12 protein-coding genes are annotated in these 17,147 nt (G+C 71.0%); 8 read left to right on the top strand and 4 right to left on the bottom strand.

Annotated features, from left to right (window positions below; genetic code table 11):
* Positions 1–106 precede the first annotated feature (106 nt).
* Genes K7C98_RS06005 through lanM form a run of 3 tightly spaced genes read right to left on the bottom strand, consistent with a single transcriptional unit; the run spans position 107 to position 4,634 of the window.
* Positions 107–862, bottom strand: a complete 756-nt coding sequence (locus K7C98_RS06005) for an SDR family NAD(P)-dependent oxidoreductase (protein WP_224190569.1) — start codon at positions 860–862, stop codon at positions 107–109.
* Positions 859–1,650 carry an LLM class flavin-dependent oxidoreductase gene (locus tag K7C98_RS06000; protein ID WP_224190568.1) on the bottom strand — a complete coding sequence of 264 codons (792 nt, stop codon included), beginning with the start codon at positions 1,648–1,650 and terminating at the stop codon, positions 859–861. The genes K7C98_RS06005 and K7C98_RS06000 overlap by 4 nt, the downstream gene beginning before the upstream one ends.
* Positions 1,644–4,634 (bottom strand): type 2 lanthipeptide synthetase LanM, encoded by a 2,991-nt coding sequence (lanM, locus tag K7C98_RS05995; RefSeq protein ID WP_224190567.1) that lies wholly within the window; start codon positions 4,632–4,634, stop codon positions 1,644–1,646. Before lanM ends, K7C98_RS06000 begins: the two co-directional genes overlap by 7 nt.
* Positions 4,635–5,395: 761 nt before the next feature.
* Here lanM and K7C98_RS05990 point away from each other — a divergent pair.
* The gene (locus K7C98_RS05990) at positions 5,396–7,651 is read left to right on the top strand and encodes a prolyl oligopeptidase family serine peptidase (RefSeq protein WP_224190566.1); all 2,256 of its coding nucleotides are present in this window, start codon (positions 5,396–5,398) and stop codon (positions 7,649–7,651) included.
* A 106-nt stretch (positions 7,652–7,757) separates the two neighbouring features.
* On the opposite strand, the gene K7C98_RS05985 is transcribed toward K7C98_RS05990, so the two are convergent.
* A complete protein-coding gene (locus K7C98_RS05985; RefSeq protein ID WP_224190565.1) occupies positions 7,758–8,327 on the bottom strand; it encodes a DUF4142 domain-containing protein in 570 nt (189 codons plus the stop codon).
* A gap of 365 nt (positions 8,328–8,692) precedes the next feature.
* On the opposite strand from K7C98_RS05985, the gene K7C98_RS05980 reads away from it, so the two are divergent.
* The 7 genes from K7C98_RS05980 (at position 8,693) to K7C98_RS05950 (ending at position 16,988) form a co-directional block, all read left to right on the top strand.
* Positions 8,693–9,247: a hypothetical protein gene (locus tag K7C98_RS05980; protein WP_224190564.1), complete on the top strand. Its 555-nt coding sequence runs from the start codon at positions 8,693–8,695 to the stop codon at positions 9,245–9,247.
* Between the two features lie 311 nt (positions 9,248–9,558).
* Complete coding sequence (locus tag K7C98_RS05975) at positions 9,559–11,055, top strand: CoA-acylating methylmalonate-semialdehyde dehydrogenase (RefSeq protein WP_224190563.1); 1,497 nt, start codon at positions 9,559–9,561, stop codon at positions 11,053–11,055.
* A gap of 50 nt (positions 11,056–11,105) precedes the next feature.
* Complete coding sequence (locus K7C98_RS05970; protein ID WP_263429161.1) at positions 11,106–12,428, top strand: aminotransferase class III-fold pyridoxal phosphate-dependent enzyme; 1,323 nt, start codon at positions 11,106–11,108, stop codon at positions 12,426–12,428.
* Positions 12,429–12,633: 205 nt separating this feature from the next.
* Positions 12,634–14,187: an efflux RND transporter permease subunit gene (locus K7C98_RS05965; protein WP_346660264.1), complete on the top strand. Its 1,554-nt coding sequence runs from the start codon at positions 12,634–12,636 to the stop codon at positions 14,185–14,187.
* Positions 14,188–14,251: 64 nt separating this feature from the next.
* Positions 14,252–14,647, top strand: coding sequence for a DoxX family protein (locus tag K7C98_RS05960; RefSeq protein ID WP_224190560.1), 396 nt, complete (start codon positions 14,252–14,254; stop codon positions 14,645–14,647).
* A gap of 248 nt (positions 14,648–14,895) precedes the next feature.
* Positions 14,896–15,864 carry a calcium-binding protein gene (locus K7C98_RS05955; protein WP_224190559.1) on the top strand — a complete coding sequence of 323 codons (969 nt, stop codon included), beginning with the start codon at positions 14,896–14,898 and terminating at the stop codon, positions 15,862–15,864.
* 398 nt (positions 15,865–16,262) lie between these two features.
* Positions 16,263–16,988: a hypothetical protein gene (locus tag K7C98_RS05950; protein WP_224190558.1), complete on the top strand. Its 726-nt coding sequence runs from the start codon at positions 16,263–16,265 to the stop codon at positions 16,986–16,988.
* The last annotated feature ends 159 nt before the right edge of the window (positions 16,989–17,147 follow it).

Below are 17,147 nucleotides of genomic sequence, written 5' to 3'. Positions count from 1 at the left end.
ACGAATCCTCCGCGCGCGCACAGCCGTCGAATGACCCACGAGCGGGGTCGCTCGACCGCGCGCAAGAGATGGAGGCACGCGGCCGGGTCGATGGCGGGCGCCTCGATCATATGAGCGAGCGGCCGCCGTCGGCGAGGATCACGGCACCGTTGAGGCACGCGGCGCCGGCGCTGGCCAGGAACAGGAACAGTTCGACGATCTCCTCCGGCGACTTGAGATCGGCGGCCGTCTGCTTCAACGTCGCGCGCCGGTGGAGGAGACGCGGCGTCGCCAATGGCCCGAGGCAGACCGCGTTCGCGCGAATCTTGTCCGCGTGCAGCTGTGAGACCAGGCTCAGCGTGAATCCCTCGAGCCCCGCCTTGGCGGCCGCGTAGCCGGTGACGGGCACGCTGCGCCGCGTGACCACCGACGAGACGTTGACGATCGACGGCCGATCTCCCGCGCGAAGCAGCGGCTCCATCGCTCTGGACATCAGCATCGCGCCGATGAGATCGAGCTCGATGACGCGCCGCCACTCGGCGGGATCGGAGCTGACGATGTCGCCATCCGCGAGCCTGCTGCCTCCGGCGAGGTTGATCAAGCAGTCGAGCCGACCGAATTCGGCGCGGATGAAGGCGGCGGCGCGGGCAGCGTCCTGCTCGTCGAGGATGCTCCCGCGAATCGCGTGGACCCGGCCGCCGGTCCGCGCTTGCAACGCCGCGAGGGCGGCCTCGTCGATATCGAAGGCGACGATGCGGGCGCCTCGCTCCGCACCGCTCGCGGCGATCACGGTCCCGAGCCCGCCGGCGCCGCCGGTGAGCGCGATGACCCGGTCGCGCACGGAATTGCCGTATTCTGGTGATGTCTCGTTCGCGTCGGTCATGTCGATGTCGCCGATCCGGCGGCCGGGAGGGCCTCTGCCAGCGCCTGAATCCCCTCGAGTCGCGCCTGCGAGTCCAGCGCGAGGTCGAGGATGATGACGTCGTCGGGGCTGAACTCCCTGTCGATCTGCTCGATCAACGCCAGCCCTTCGCGCAGCCCGTCGAAGTTGCGGTAGACCTCGATATCCGGGTTGCACTCGCTCCCCGTCACCGAGCCTGCGATCGCCACGGCGAGCCGGCGAGGGCCCCAGTCGCGGCGGGAGCGACAGGCCGCGCCGAGCTCCGGCGTCGCGTGCCGCAAAAACAGCCCCAAGCACAGCGACAGTCCGTGGCCCTCGGCCGCCTCGAGGGACGTCGTGCTGCTGCCGAGCTGCCACACCGACAAGCCGGTCGGTAACGCCGGGAGCACGCTCGCGAGCGCAGCCGAGTAGTCCTCGTGCACCGCCCGCGCCCGACCACCGCCGCTCCCCAGGCCGATCTCGATCCGCTCGCCGTAGAGGAGCCGAAGTTGTGAATACTCGTAACCGATGTCTTCCGAGCGGCGAAGCATCACGAGGGCGGCCCCGGCGCCGACGCGGATCTGCCGCGTCTGCGAGCACAGGAAGCCCATCACCCATTCGGGCCGGCTCCAGCAACAATGGGGCCCGTAGTGTTCTCCGAGCCAGTAACGCCCGAACCCGAGCTCATCGGCTCGCCGCGCGCACTCGACGACGTTGGCCACGGTCTGGGGGACGGAGCGCTGCCAGGTGCTGCCGAAATCGAGGAAACCGCATTGCTCGCGGGTCAACATGGGCCCTCCAGAGTCATCACGCAGGGAGCAGCATCGAGGTGCGCCACGCGCAGCCAGAACATCCCGATCCCGGCGATCCCGGTCATGAGCTCGGGCGTGGTGATCTCGTACGGATTGGAGCAGCGGTAGTCGACGACTTCCGTGCTCGCCAGCCGCGCCAGCGCCTCGGCCATCCACGGCGGCGACGCGGGCGATCCCAGCGCCTCCGACAGCCGGAACGCGACCTCGAGCGTGCCCGCCGTGCCATGGCAAAGCGAGTCGGATACGAGCGCGGGCAGCCCGCGCTCGATGGCACGCAGCGAGCGCTCGACGTCGCGGGACAATTGTTCGCTCACGGCCTCGTCGCTGCCGTCGGCCATCAAGGCCAGGCGTACGAGGCCGACGCCGGGAGCGCCATTACACCAGCTGCACACGTCCCGTCTCAGGCCGTCGCCGATCGCGGCAGCGTCCTCCGAGATCACGTTCAGCCAGGTCTCTTCGGCCTCGTCGAACCTGCGCTCCTCGTACCGCAGCGCGCCCAGGACGTACGGTCGCAGCGCCGGCGCGTCGAGGACGCGGGCGGCCTGCGCGAGCGCGAACGCGACGCCCGAGGCGCCGTGGGACAGGCCGCACAGCCAGACATGCCCGAAGTCCTTGCCGGGTTGCCACGTCAGCTCGCCCGCTTCGCCCTCGATCGCGGTCTGCGTGAGGCGCTCCGTCAACGCGGACGCGAGCGTGTTCAGGCGCGCGTCCTCCGGCGCGCCCGTGCTCCGACGATAAACGATCACCCGCAGCACGACGAGCAGCAGACCGGCGTCTCCGTACAACACGTCGCGGGTGCCCGGCTCCTCCACCGGCGCGGCGACGATGGCGTCGACGACCTCGTCGATCGCCCCGCCGACCCAGGCGATCCCCAGCGCGTGCGCGTGCATCATCGCGTACAGGAGGGAGCCCGCGCCGACGTACCCGCCGCCGCGCAGCCCCGGCGCGCTCTTCCACCGGAGGTAGGCCTCCCACAGGCCCCGCTCTCCGTTCTCCCTGTAAACCTGCTTCCCGGTCGCTCTCGCCAGATACAGCAAGAACAGCGCGATCCCGGCCAGCCCCCCGTAAAGATCGGTGTCGAGGACATGAATGTCCCACTCGTGCTCGGTAGATTCGCGCTTCAGCGTGAACCAGTCGAGTCCGCCCCGGTCCGTGGCCACGGCCAGACCCAGCAACACATCGCCGATCGCGGCGGCCTTGGCGAGCGGGTCCAGGCGCTCGCCGCTCGACCTGGGAGCCGCTCCCGCGGGCTCGAGCGGCGCCCGGGCGCCGACCGCCAGCCCCGACCGTAATTGCCACTGCAGCCGCTCCAGCGGCGCTGGCGAGCGCAGTCGGGCTCGCACCTGTTCGGCGCCCGAGACGGTCAAGCTCGTGATCCTTTGGCGTTCTCCCCACACGAACAGGTCCCGCCCGCCCCCGAGGGTCCAAAAGACGGGAACATCCCCTCGTGTGAGCGCGCGCCACTCCGCCGGCAGCACCGACAACAGCGTCGGCTCCTCCGCGTCCGACGTCCCGAGCTGCAGGAGCCAGCAGTCGCGCTGCAGGGCGTCGCCGAGGAGCGACGGGTGACGAGTATCCGCGAGCAACTCCATGTACAACGCCGTCGCGCGCACCACGACCCGCGTCGGCGCATCGGCGTAGTCGCGGAGGATGTCCTCGATCACCCCCGGCCGGTTCAGCGCCTCTCGATAACCCTCCGCGAGCCCGGCCGCGAGCGCGCGGTGGTGCCGCTCCGGCGGGCCCTGCTCCGCCGACGCGAGCCGGGGCAAGTTCTTCCGTGCCGGGAGGATCTTCGACTTCCACACGATGCGCGGCGCCTCGTCCTCGACTTGCTCCCAGTTGGGGAGCGGCGCGCTCGGCCATCGATCCGTCTTGGCGAGTCCCGCCATGTCGACGGGCGACGTCCGCCTCACGCCCGGGACCAGCATCGTGTCGAACAGCGAGAACGTCGCGTCCGCGCGGTTGTGTCCGATCCCGCTCGTCACGAGCTCCGGGTGCAGGATCGTCTCGATGTCGATCGGCACCGGCATCCCCGCCCTGGCGATGATGTTCTCGCAGTGCAGGTCCGTGACCCCCATGAAGTACGCGACCGCGAGCAAGCGTCCGGAGCGGCGGAAGAACGCGTCGAGCTCCGCCTCCGAGTCGCACGGCGCGTTGTCGACGAACGGCATCCACGAGTACCCCTCGCGCACGGAGCACGCCACGAGCGCAGGGTCGAAGTCCGGCTCGATCCACGGCAAGAGGCGGCGAGCGAACAGATCGTCGGCGGCGCAGGATCTCGGCTTGTAGATGAGCGTCGTCGGATCGCATTCGACGCACAGCACCTCGCGGCCCTCGTGGTGCGGGTCGCTCGCCAGCCCTTTCACCCGCTCGAGCCGCCCGCGCGCCCAGGGCAGGCTCGCCCAGTCGCTCGCGAGGCGGCGCAGGACCTCGCCGATCATCTGCAGCGAGTGACGATAGACGCGCATGAGGTCCCGCGCGAGCACCGGGTACTTGCGGAGCAACGTCCACACCGCCTCGCGGGATCTGAGCTCGCGAGCAAACGCGGGGAAGTCTTTGCCGGCCTCGTGGGCCTCGTAGACCAGCACGCGCACGCACAAGTTCGCCACTCTCGCGCTGAACAGGTCGATCAGCGATGTCCGCAGCGCGAGGCCGTCGTGGGGGATCCGCAGGTGCTCGACGGTCGAACGCACGAATTCGTCGATCTGCCGGCGTGCGCCCGCGAACAGCGGCCAGCCGAGCCAGGCCGCCTGGCGCCGCCAGTCGCCGCTGTCGAGCAGCGCATCGATCCACTCGGGGCAGGAGCCGCCCGTCTGGAAGATCTCCGTGAATTCCCGCGCCCACGCGGGCGGAGGCAGGCGCGACGCCAGGGCCTCGGGCGCCTCGCCGAGCAGTCCGGCCAGCGCGCCCCGCGTGAACCCCAGCGCGCGAAACACGTGGACGTAATCGCCTTCCTCGAACACCTCGACTTCCAGCCGCCGGAGCTCGTCGAATCCAGCGCCGCCCGGCGATGCTGCGGGCGGGCCGTGCGTGAGACGCTCTTGTAGATTCGCTGCGAGCCACCAACGCTGATCCATGCCAATGCCTCTCTCAGACGCTTCACCACTTCGAACGAGCATCGACGCCCTCGAAGGCGCCCGCCGCTCCTATGAATCGAATTACCCGCAGACGGCACCGCGGCGCCGTTTCCATCCGACGAATACAACCGACGCCATTACGACACGACATCGATCCTCCGCGACCGAGGTGGCGCATCGCAATCGAGCCATTGCGAGAACATCGAGCTTCGACGCATCGAAGCGCGCCAGCGGGCGAACTGGTCGTCTCGAGATCGCGTTCGAAGCCTATGAAAATAGTCTCACATCAAGCCTTAAATACCCGCACCTCATGCATATCCTGAGAATGCGGCAATTCGCTCCTCCCTCGCCAGGGGGACATTGCGCACCCATGGTATCAAACCATGCATTTGCCGGCAACACTGTTTCGAAGAACCCAACAAGAAGAGCGGTGAGCTTCTGCACGGCTGCGGGGCGGCGTCAGGAGGGGCTGGAACACCCCGCTCTCGGAACTGAACAACGGCCCCATTCGAGCTTATGCACCGTGAACTGAACTGGACACTCCATGCGCCGCGCCATTCATCGGCGCCCCCCCGGTGTCTGGCGTGCCGTCTGTGTCCCCCAATTTCGCTCGAGCCCCGACACCTGCATGTCTAATTTATAGTAGTATGACCTCATCGTTCGCTGCTCTGATTTCGCGCCTCTGGACCCGCGCGATCGCACGCGAGCGCGGTGTCGCTCGGAGCGGACCGCGGGAACCACAAAAACCGGCGCAAAATGTCGGATCGAGGGAATCGACGGAGAGGGGATCAATGACCGAACTCGATGACGCGAAGGTCACACACGCGATATCGGATGATTCGCCCGTTTGCCCCGATCTCCCGCGCCCCGACGAGCCGCCGCCGCGAACGCGGCGCGAGCCCGTCGTCGAGGCCATCCACGGAGTGCTCGTCGACGACCCCTACCGCTGGCTCGAAGGAGACCACGACCCGGAGGTCGCGGATTGGGTCGAAGCCCAGGGCGCGTACGCGAGCGAGCAGCTTCAAGCGCTTCCGGCCCGGGAGCCGCTCGCGCGCAGGTTCATCGAGCTCCTCGACCTCGACGAGATATCGGCCCCCGAGCGACGGGGGAACATGTACTTCTATAGCCGTCGGCCCAAAGGCGCGCAGAAGCTCATCTACTGTTTTCGGCGCGGTCAGTCCGGCCCGGAGGAGCTCCTCCTCGACCCGTATCGCCTCGCTTCCGACGGCAGCGCGACCGTCCACGGCGTCTTCCCCGCTCCGGACGGGCGGCTCGTCGCCTACAAGGTCAGCCGCAACAATACGGACGACGCCACGCTTCATATCCTCGACCTCGAGACCGGCCATGCTCTCACGGATGTCATCGACGCAGCGCGATACGCCGCTCCGCAATGGACTCATGACGGACGCGGTTTCTACTACGTCGGCTTGCCGATCGACGAGGCGATCTCACCGGTCGAGTTGCCGGGCCGAGCCGAGGTCCGGTTTCACCGGGTGGGGGACCCGGCCGCGCACGACCGCGTCGTCGTGCCCGCCACGCTCGATGCGTCGCGCAGCGTCGAGGTCAGCGTGTCCCACGACGGTCACTGGCTGTTCGTCTCCCATCATCACGGTTGGAACAGCACCGACGTCCATTTCCTCGATCTCCGGCAGGACGACCCCGCGCTCCGGCCGCTCGTGATCGGGCGCTCGGCGCTCTACAACGTCGTCGCCTGGCGCGGACGATTCTACGTCCACACCAACGAGGGCGCGGACCGCTTCCGCGCGTTCTCGGTCGATCCGCACCGTCCCGATCGCGACGCCTGGCTCGAGCTCGTCCCCGAATCGGACGCCGTCCTCGAGCGGCTCCAGATCGTCGGAGAGCGTCTGATCCTGAGCTACCTCCGCGACGCGTCCAGCGTCGTCGAGATCCGCGGGCTCGACGGCCGCCTCGTCCGGGAGCTCCCCCTCCCGCACCTCGGCACCGTCAATGGCCTCCTCGGCGCGCCCGACGACGACCGCGCGTACTACGGCTTCTCGTCGTTCACGGAGCCGGGCCAGATCTTCGAGGTCTCGGTCGCCAGCGGCGTCAGCCGGCTGTGGCGCCGCATCGAAGCGCCTGTCGACGCCAGCCGCTTCGTCGTCGAGCGGCTCCGCTACGCGTCGGCGGACTCCACCACGATCTCGATGTTCGTGGTGCGTCGTGGCGACCTCGAGCTCGACGGCGAAGCGCCGGCGCTGCTCATCGGATACGGCGGCTTCGCGGTGAACATGACGCCCAGGTTCTCGGCCCAGGCGGTCGTGTGGGTCGAGCGCGGCGGGGTCCTGGCGGTCCCGAACTTGCGGGGCGGCGGGGAATTCGGCGAGGAATGGCACCAGGCGGGTACGCGCGAGCGCAAGCAGAACGTGTTCGACGACTTCGCCGCCGCCGCCCGCACGCTCGTCGCTCGCGGCTACACCCGCCACGACCGCCTCGCCCTCCTCGGCGCGAGCAACGGCGGGCTACTCGTCGGCGCCACCATGGTTCACACTCCGGAGCTCGCGCGAGCCGCGGTCTGTGCGGTCCCACTCCTGGACATGGTGCGCTATACGCATTTCAGCGCCGGGAGGACGTGGATCGGCGAATACGGCGACCCGGCGGATCCGCGCGATTTTGCGTTCCTCCACCGTTACTCGCCCTATCACCATATCGAGGCAGGCGTCGACTATCCGGCCCTCCTCATGATCGCCATGGAAGGCGACGACCGGGTGGCCCCATTGCACGCCCGCAAATTCACGGCAGCCCTCCAGCGCGTGAGCCGGCGACCGGCCCTGCTGCGCGTCACCAGCAATGCCGGCCACTGCGGACCCGACCACCTCCAGCAGAGGATCGACCTCGAGGTCGACATCCTCGCCTTTCTCCTGGCCCAGCTCGCACCCGTTTGAGTCCGCGCGGGCGAGGGCAGCCGCGTGGGCCGCGGGCGATTCGCGCGTCTCACAGCGACCGCGTGCGCTGCAGCGCCGCCGGCACGACCCATCTCCGCGCGCATGCTCAGCTCGTCCGCTCCGCCAGCGCCGCGCGCAGCGCCTGCGCCTGCGCGAGGTCCCCGGCCGCCTGCTCGACCACCGCCGTCAGCTCGTCGCGCAGCGCCTCCACGTGCGCGTGCGGTCGCATCTCGTTGTTGAGCCGTCCGATCGCCAGCATCAGCGCCTCGATCTGGCCGTCGAGCCACGCGCGGTCGAACTCGCGTCCGGGGCCCGGCAGCCCGGCCAGCCCGCGCCTCGCTTCGAAGCGCAGCCCCGCGTCGGCATCGCCATGGATCGCCCGCAGACCCGTGCGTCGGCCGAGCGCCGCCGCGCGTCGCTGACCCGCGCGGGCGTGCCCGGCCACGCTGTCGGCCAGCGCCTGGACCCGCCGGTCCGTCGCCGACCTGCGCCCCGTCTGCGCCGTCTCGAGCAGGATCGCGTGGATCGTCGTCAGCAGCCCGAAGATCTCCGCGTCCGTCGCCGGCTCGCGCGGCACGGCCGCGGCCGGCAACGCCGGAGCGGACCCGGCCGCGACCATCGAACTTGCGAGCACCCCCGCGAGCGGGACCGCGACGACAAACCCTCGCCTCGACATGACGAAAGGTTGGGCCGACCGGACGGCTCGCGCCCTGATCGTCTCAGCTCACCTCCCGCGCGTCACCGCTCGCGCAGCGCCCCGCGCCTGCCTCCGCCTGCGCGGCCGCCACCCGCGTACCAGGCCCGTGACCGCACCCCGCCCGACATGTCCTCGAGGCCATCCGAGCGACCGCCCGGCCGCGGGCCGCCGCGTTCGCCGGCACCGGGGCGACCGACAGCGTCGCACACGCGAGTGCCGACGATCCCCTGTCTCTTCGGCCATCTGCGAGCGACGAATGCCTCACGGCCTGCGCCTCGCCGCTTGTTCATCGCAATTCCTCGTGTCACCCTTCGCCGATGCACTTACGCACGCTTAATTTGGCCTTGCTCCTCGCTCTGTGCGCCTGCGGTCCCGACGACGGCGGCGGCACCGACGGCGCCCTCACCGGCTCCACCGGCTCTACCGACACCGATCCCACCGAGACCTCCGGCGACCCCGTCGACCCCGCCTGCAGCTGCATCGCCGCCGACGACTGCGGCGCCCCGCTGTGTCAGCCCGTCGGCCTCGACTGCGACGAGAGCTGTCTGAACCACCAGTCCGTCACCGGCGAGGATTGGCTGAAGTGCGCCCTCGAGGCCCTGCGCGACCGCACACCCGGCCGGATCGGCTGGTACACCAGCACGTACGGCGGCCAGTTCTCCGACCGCTCCGACGTGTACATCCAGACCAGCGGCGAGGCCGTCGTCCGCCGCAGCGGCGACGCTGACCTGTGCAGCTACACCGGCCCCGACAGCATCCACATCCTCGCGGAGCCGGCCCACTTCGCCGGCTGCCTCGACCTCGTCATCGGCCGCGAGCGCTTCGACTGCATGACCGAGGGCCTGCTCGAGCAGCGCGTCGCCTGCGTCCTCGAGGAAGACCACTGCGGCGGCGCCTGACGGCCTAGCGAGCGACATGTCTCTCCGGACATATCATCCACGTTCGCCCCCGTCACACCTGCGCTCGGACACGGCTGTCCACCCCGCTTGCCCGATCGACCGGCGCCGCTGACAGTTATCCGCGACTGTCGCCCAGACCGCCGCGGCCCAGTCGCGACACCGGCGACCTCCCGCCACCGCCCGCGCTGCCCGTGCGCCCCCCGCACCGGCGGCCGGGGCGACCGTCACCCCGCTTGCGGCCTCATTAAACCCGTCCTGGGCCCCCTTTCGCCGCGGCGCCGCCTGGGATATCCCTCACCTTGAGCCGCGCCATGACCCAAGACCTGCGCTTCCCCGCCCGCAGTTACGACTTCACGCCCTACGTCCCGTGCCACAACTGGATCGGCGGCGAGTGGACCCCGTCCGCCGCCGGCGACAGCCTGCCGATCGGCAACCCGCGCCACGGCAAGGCCTTCGGCCAGGTGACCATGTCCGCCGCCGCCGACGTCGCGCGCGCCGTCACGGCCGCCCGGGCCGCCTTCCCCGGCTGGCGCGACACCCCGATCAAGGAGCGCGTGCAGGTGCTGTTCCGCCTCAAGGCCCTGCTCGAGCGCGACCTCGAGGAGCTGGCCTGGCTGATCTCGCACGAGAACGGCAAGGTCATCGGCGAGGCGCGGGCCGACGTACTCAAGGGCATCGAGTGCCTCGAGTACGGCATCAGCCTGCAGAACATGATCGCCGGCGAGCAGATGGACGTGAGCCGCGGCATCAACTGCAGCGTCACCCACGAGCCGCTCGGCGTGTGCGCCGGCATCGTCCCCTTCAACTTCCCGGTGATGGTCCCGCTGTGGATGCTGCCGCAGGCGCTGGTGGCCGGGAACACCTTCATCCTCAAGCCGAGCGAGCTCGTCCCGTACGGCGCCATGAAGCTCGCCGACCTGCTGCGAGAGGCAGGTCTGCCCGCCGGCGTGTTCAACACCGTCAACGGCGGCCAGGCCGCGGTCGAGGCGATCGCCGACCACCCCGACATCAAGGCCGTCGGCTTCGTCGGCAGCACCAGGGTGGCCAAGGCCGTCTACACCCGCGGCGCCGCCGCGGGCAAGCGCGCCCTGTGCCTCGGCGGGGCCAAGAACCACCTCCTCGTCGTCCCCGACGCCGACCTCGAGCTCACCAGCACCACCGTCGTCGCCTCCGCCTACGGCTGCGCCGGCCAGCGCTGCATGGCCGCCTCGCTCATGGTCGCCATCGGCGACGTCCAGCCGATCGTCGACGCCGTGGTCGTCCAGGCCAAGAAGCTGCGCCTCGGCGAGGACATGGGCCCGGTGATCTCCGCCGCCGCCGTCGAGCGGATCCACAACTACATCGCCGACGCCGAGCGCCGCGGCGCCAGGGTCCTGCTCGACGGCCGCGGCGCGGTCGCGCCGGGCGGCGCCGGCCACTGGGTCGGCCCCACCATCCTGGACCATGTCTCTCCGGACATGCCCGCCGGCTGCGAGGAGATCTTCGGCCCCGTCCTCTCGATCATCCGCGCACGCACCGTGGACGAGGCGATCGCCATCGAGAACGCCAGCCCCTACGGCAACGCCGCCTCGATCTTCACCCAGAGCGGCGCCGTCGCCCGCTACTGCATCGAGCGCTTCGAGGCCGGCATGTGCGGCGTCAACATCGGCGTGCCGGTCCCGCGCGAGCCGTTCCACTTCGGCGGCTGGAACCAGTCGCTGTTCGGCGCCGGCGACATGACCGGCTGGGACGGCCTGCGCTTCTGGACCCGCCCGCGCAAGCTGACCACCCGCTGGCAGCTCAGCAAGGACGCCACCTGGATGTCCTGAGGGACATGTTTTTTGAAAAAACGCCCTCCGCAAGATCCGAGGATCCCGCCATGGACAGCCGCACCATCATCGAGCTCAGCAAGCAACACACCATGTGGTCGTGGTCGAAGAGCGGCCCGCTGCAGCCGCTCGCGTTCGAGCGCGCCGAGGGCGTGTACCTCTACACCCCCGAGGGCAAGCGCTACCTCGACTTCAACAGCCAGCTGATGAGCGTCAACATCGGCCACAGCCACCCCAAGGTGCTGGAGCGGATGAAGCAGGCCATCGACGGCCACATGCTGTTCGCCGCCCCGAGCGCGGCCACCCCGGTGCGCGCGCGCCTCGGCAAGCGCCTGGCCGAGCTCGTGCCCGGCGACATCAACTCGTTCTTCTTCACCCTCGGCGGCGCCGAGGCCAACGAGAACGCGATCAAGGCCGCCCGCCTCTACACCGGCCGGCACAAGATCCTCAGCCGCTACCGCAGCTACCACGGGGCCACTCACGCCGCCATGCAGCTGACCGGCGACCCGCGCCGCTGGGCCAACGAGCCCGGCGCCTCCGGCTTCGTCCGCGTCATGGACCCGATCCCCTACGACTACTCCTTCGGGACCACCGACGCCGAGCGCACCGCCAATCACCTCCGCTACCTCGAGGAGGTCATCCAGTACGAGGGCCCGCACACGATCGCGGCGATGTTCGTCGAGACCGTGATCGGCACCAACGGCATCCAGCCGCCGCCCGCCGGCTGGCTGCCCGGCCTGCGCGCCCTGCTCGACAAGTACGGCATCCTCCTCGTGTGCGACGAGGTCATGTGCGGCTTCGGCCGCACCGGCAAGCTGTTCGCCTTCGAGCACTTCGGCGCCCAGCCCGACATCCTCACCATGGCCAAGGGCCTCACGTCCTCGTACGTCCCGCTCGGCGCCATGGGCGTGACCGACAAGATCGCCGCCCACTTCCGCGACAACGTGTTCTGGGGCGGCCTCACCTACAACGCCCACCCGTTCTGCCTCGCCGTCGCCGAGGCCGTCCTCGACGTCATGCTCGAGGAGGACATGGTCGGCAACGCCGCGCGCATGCAGCACGTCATGCTCGCCGAGATGGCCGCGCTCAAGGCCAGGCACCCCAGCGTCCGCGACTACAGGGCGATCGGCCTGTTCGGCGCCATCGAGCTGCAGAAGGACCGCCAGGGCACGCGCATGGCCCCCTACAACGGCTCCCACCCGGCCATCGACCGCATGATGGCCTTCTTCAAGCAGGAGGGCCTGTTCACCATCTCGCACTGGTGGACCCTGATGTGCAACCCGCCCCTCTGCATCACCGAGGCCGAGCTGCGCGAGGGCTTCGCCATCATCGACCGCGGCCTTGCGTTCACCGACGAGGCCGTCGAGGGCTGACCGCCCGGCCATGCCCCGCGCGACCTGGCCATCGAGACAGGCGCTGCCCCGGCCCCGCGATCGCCCATCGCGCCCTGTCTTTGAAGACATTGCACAGAGGACATGGCCATCAGGCCCTGTCCTCGCGATCATCCTCCTCGTCCTCGCCGCCTGCACCGCCCCGCCGCCCCCGCCGCAGGCCCAGCCGGCCCCGCCGCCTCCGCCCGTGCAGGTCCGGGTCGGCGTCGCCAGCCCGGGCGGCGGCGCCGTCGACCTCGACGCCTCGGTGGCCCAGCCGGTCGAGGCCGCGCTCGCCGGGCTCCCGGCCGTCCGGCAGCTCTACACCCGCAGCAGCGACGACCGCGTCGACGTCGTCGCCACCCTGAGTCACGCCGGCGCGCTCGAGGCCGTGCGCGACGCCCTGTCCGGCATCGCCTCCCAGCTCCCGTCCGACGCCGAGCCGCCGGTCCTCCACCGCATCGACGACGTCCAGCCGGCGCTGGCGGTCGCCACCCTGCCCGAGTTCGCGGGCACCGTCGCCGCCGCGCTCGAGCGTGTCACCGGCGTCGGCCGCGCCGACATCTGCGGCGTCGGCGAGCCGCGCACCGCCGTCCTCCTCGATCGCGCCCGACTCGCCGGCGTCCCGCTCGACGCCCTGCTCGCCGCCGTCACCGCGGCCCTCGCCGACGACGGCGCCGCCCCCCTGCACGAGCGCCTCGCCGCCCGCCCGATCGCCGGCGCCCTGCAGCTCCGCGACGTCGCCGCGCTGAGGAACGACATGCGCCCGCCCCCCTGCCGCGCCTGGACCGCGCGCGGCCCGGCCGCCCTCGTCACCGTCTTCGCCCAGTCCGGCGCCGATCCGGCCGACGTCGCCGCACGCGCCCGGCCCCACGCCGTCGACCTCGTCTCGCCCACCGTCGAATTCTTCGCCGACCCCGTCCCCGCCGAGGGTGCGTCCGGCCTCGTCCTCCTCGCGCTCGAGGTGCAGCCGCGCGACGACCTCGGCAGCCTCCTCGCCGGCTGCCTCGCCGCGGTCCCCGACCTGCCCGCGTGGGCCCTCACCGTCGCCGAGCACGACCCGACCGACCCCGTCGCGCGCGCCCGCGTGCTCGTCGGCCGCTCCACCACATTCCCCATCGACCATGTCCGAAACGCCATGTCCCGGTGTGCAGGCGTCAGCCGCGTCGCCGTGCTCGCCCCGCGGGCCGACGCCGACCACGGCCTGAGCCTGGGCGTGCAGGGCCCCGACGCGGCGGCCCGCGCCGAGCTGGCCGGGCGCCTCGCCGAGCTCGTCCGCGGCCTGCCCGGGGTCACCGGCGTCCAGCTCCGGGGCGCCCGCAAGCAGGCCCATGACATCGAGCTGCGCCGCGACGACCTCGCGGCCCGCGGCGTCCCGGCCGACGCCGTCGTGTCCGTCCTCCGCCTCGCCGGCGGCCCCCTCACCGTCCGCGGCCCGTTCGCGGCCGGCGGCCTGCGGCCGGGGCCCGAGCTCGCGGTCGACATCGACGTGCTCGATCGGACAGGTCCCCTCGAACAGCTGCTGCGCGAGCTCCACGTCGGCTCGCCGACCGGCCCCGTCCCGCTCGCCGAACTCGTCCGTGTGGAGGCCTCCGCGGGAGGTCCTCTCTACCGAATCGATCGCGTACCCACCGCCGCCGTCGAGGTTCGCCTGCGCAGCGCCGCCGACGTGGACGCCGTCCGTCGCGCGATCCAGGGGTTCGAGCTGCCGCCGGGCGTCGTCGTCGCCCAGGACGTCGAGCTGCCGGAGATCGATCCATGACCCCATGGTCACACGCGTGTGCCTTCTTGTGCGGCTGCCGGCGTCTGGTCAAGCTCTCGGGGCCATGACTCAGTCTCAAGCCCCCAACCCCTGGCCCCGGCGCGTCGGCATCGGCCTCACCGTCCTCCCGATCCTCATGCTGCTCATGAGCGCGTCGATGAAGCTCTCCGGCAACCCCGAGGCGGTCGAAGGCTTCAAGCAGATGGGCTACCCCGACGGCGCGCTGCTGAAGATCGGCATCGTCGAGCTCATCGTCACGATCCTCTACGCCGTCCCGGCCACCAGCGTCCTCGGGGCGATCCTCGTCACCGGTTACCTCGGCGGCGCCGTCGACGTCCACGTCCGCATCGACGACACCCTCGGCAACATCCTCACGCCCGTGATCCTCGGCGTCCTCGCCTGGGCCGGCCTCTACCTCCGCGACCCCCGCCTCCGCGCCCTCCTCCCGCTCAAGCGCTGAGCTCGTCCTTCGGCCCCCGCTCGACGGCCTGCGGCCTGACGCGTGACGCTGCGCGCGAGCTCGCCGTCACGCGTCGCTGCGCCTCGACTCCCCCGACCTGGCGCCGCACCACGGCCTCTGCGTCAGGCTCGCCGTGTTCATGACCGCATGCACGACAGCGCTGTCGCGCCGCGGGCGCCGGTCGCCCGGTCGTGCGATAATTCCTCAACGATCTCGCCATGGCACGGAGCTCGCTTTTCGACCCGGGCATGACTCGCACCGTCCTTACCCTCGCCGCCCTCGCGCTCACCCCCGCCCTGATCGCCTGTGACAGCAAGCCCGAGCCCGGCGACACGAGCAACGGCAGCAACGTGGCCGCCACCGAGGGCGCCACCGAGGGCGACGCCGAGACCACCGACCACGGCGAGGTCGAGACCACCGAGCAGGCCGAGACCACCGACCACGGCGAAGTCGTCAGCACCACCGACGCGGCCCCGGAGGACGCGGAGTGCACCTGGGAGCTCTACGGCCACAGCCGAACCTGCGAGGGCGGCATCCAGTACTGCGCCAGCGACGACGCCTACCCCGAGCCGAAGCTCTTCTGGGGCCCGTGCCTCGACGAGCCGGTCTGCACCCCGGAGCCCAGCGACGACTGCGTCGTCTGCGAGCTCGACAGCGAGGGCCGGCCGCAGTGGGTCGACAACTGCGAGGAGGGCGGCACCACCACGCCGCTGGTCCTGAGCTTCGGCAGCGAACCTGTCCGTTACGACAGCTCGGCCGCCAGCTTCGACCTCGGCCCGGCCTGCGGCGCCACCGACTGGCCGACGGCCGCCACCCCGTGGCTCGCGTTCGACCGCGACGGCTCGGGCGCGATCGAGGCCGGCCGCGAGCTGTTCGGCAGCGCCACCGTGCTGCGCCGCGGCAGCCTGGCCGACAACGGCTTCACCGCCCTCGCCGAGCTCGACCACGACCGCGACGGACGGATCTCCGCCAGCGACCCCGGCTTCGCCCGCCTCCTCCTCTGGGCCGACCACAACGCCGACCGGCGCTCGACCCCGTGGGAGCTGACGCCCGTCGCCGACGCCGGCGTCATCGCCATCGGCCTCACCTACCGCAAGGACGCCCGCTGCGACGCCCGCTCCAACTGCGAGATCGAGCGCGCCGCCTTCAGCTTCCGCGACAGCCGCGGCCACGAGCGCGTCGGCGAGGTCATCGACGTCCACCTCTCGTGCCAGTGACACGCCTTTCACGGCTTCTCGTGACAGTGACACATTCCGCCGCGCCGCTCGCCGCAACGACATGACCATGCGGACATGTCTATAAAAGCATGTCCTCGCCTGCCCGCCCGGCCGGCGCCAGGCCGCGGTCGGGATCTGCGACCTGGAGCCCTCTCCGAGCGCCCGTCGCTCACGCACGCCGCGACGGGCCGGGCGCTTCGCCGGCGGCCGAGCCCGCCCGCAGGCGTCTGCCCGTGACCTGCGCGCCCGCGCGCCGGCCACTCACCTGTCTGAAGAGACATCTCCCTGGTCCCTCCGGAGCCACCGGTCCCGGCCTGGAGCGGCCGGCCGGCTCGCGCGCGGCCTCCGCCGTCGTTGCACCGGCCCCGCGGCGGGCGTAGGCTTTGCGACACTCCACCATGTTCCTCGGCATCCGACGCGCGATCTCCCTCCTCCTGCTGAGCCTCTACTTCTGGAATTTCCTGCTCGTCGCCCTGGTCGGCCCGGAAGACCTGTACGCCTGCTACGCCGCGCTCGCCGCGGTCTACGGCGTGGCCTTCGTCGGGGTCGCCGCCGAGTGGTTCTGGGCGCGGTGGTTCGCCATCGGCCTCGGCCAGTTCGGGGCCTTCTCCCTGCTGGCCCTGCCGCAGACCGGCCCCGAGCCCACGCTCCTGGTGTTCGGCATCTCGCACGTGCTGGTCGCGCTGTTCCTCGGCGGCGAGGGCATGGCGGCCCGCTACGAGCGCAGCGAGACCTGCGTCGAGCGCTACAACTTCCAGGAGGAGTCGCTGATCCTCATGCGGCGGGCGATCAAGTCGGCCGGCATGTCGCTGCCCTTCCTCATCCTCTTCACCCTCGGCCCGCGGCCCGAGCTGCTGCACCTGGTCGCGCTCGGCCTCGGCGTCGCCGGCATCGTCGGCCTGGTCCGGGCCCGCACCTGGGGCCTGCTCGCCGCGGGTGGCGCGGGCGCGATCGCCCTCGCCGACGGCCTCGGCCTGTTCGGCGCCCCCACGCACGGCTACTTCCTCACCACCCCCGGCGGCAGCCTGATCCTCCACGGGCCCGGCTTCGCCCTGCTCGCCTCGCTCATGCTGCTGGTCCCCCTCGCGTTCGCCCGCCCGCTCGGCCGCTGGCTCCGCGCCTGAGCGGTCTCCCGGCCGTCCGCGCCGGTCTTTTCAGCCAGGATCTTTGGGCCAGGTCTTTCGAGACCTGGCCTTTTGTTTAGGCGCGGCAGCGCCCCGCGGACGCCCCCCGAATGGGGGCGGGCGCCCACGCGCCATCCTCGGACGATCGCCGCATTGATT

The organism is Nannocystis pusilla, assembly GCF_020073745.1.
Taxonomy (GTDB): Bacteria; Myxococcota_A; Polyangia; order Nannocystales; family Nannocystaceae; genus Nannocystis; species Nannocystis radixulma.
Note: the sequence above shows the minus strand (reverse complement) of the source record. Positions and strands in the feature narration are given on the sequence as shown.

What these genes read in the sequence shown, in the direction of transcription:
- K7C98_RS06000 (WP_224190568.1), bottom strand. Translation starts at nt 1,650, where the DNA reads ATGTTGACCCGCGAGCAATGCGGTTTCCTCGATTTCGGCAGCACCTGG.
- K7C98_RS05960 (WP_224190560.1), top strand. Translation starts at nt 14,252, where the DNA reads ATGACTCAGTCTCAAGCCCCCAACCCCTGGCCCCGGCGCGTCGGCATC.
- K7C98_RS05950 (WP_224190558.1), top strand. Translation starts at nt 16,263, where the DNA reads ATGTTCCTCGGCATCCGACGCGCGATCTCCCTCCTCCTGCTGAGCCTC.
- K7C98_RS06005 (WP_224190569.1), bottom strand. Translation starts at nt 862, where the DNA reads ATGACCGACGCGAACGAGACATCACCAGAATACGGCAATTCCGTGCGC.
- K7C98_RS05990 (WP_224190566.1), top strand. Translation starts at nt 5,396, where the DNA reads ATGACCTCATCGTTCGCTGCTCTGATTTCGCGCCTCTGGACCCGCGCG.
- K7C98_RS05955 (WP_224190559.1), top strand. Translation starts at nt 14,896, where the DNA reads ATGACTCGCACCGTCCTTACCCTCGCCGCCCTCGCGCTCACCCCCGCC.
- K7C98_RS05985 (WP_224190565.1), bottom strand. Translation starts at nt 8,327, where the DNA reads ATGTCGAGGCGAGGGTTTGTCGTCGCGGTCCCGCTCGCGGGGGTGCTC.
- K7C98_RS05975 (WP_224190563.1), top strand. Translation starts at nt 9,559, where the DNA reads ATGACCCAAGACCTGCGCTTCCCCGCCCGCAGTTACGACTTCACGCCC.
- K7C98_RS05970 (WP_263429161.1), top strand. Translation starts at nt 11,106, where the DNA reads ATGGACAGCCGCACCATCATCGAGCTCAGCAAGCAACACACCATGTGG.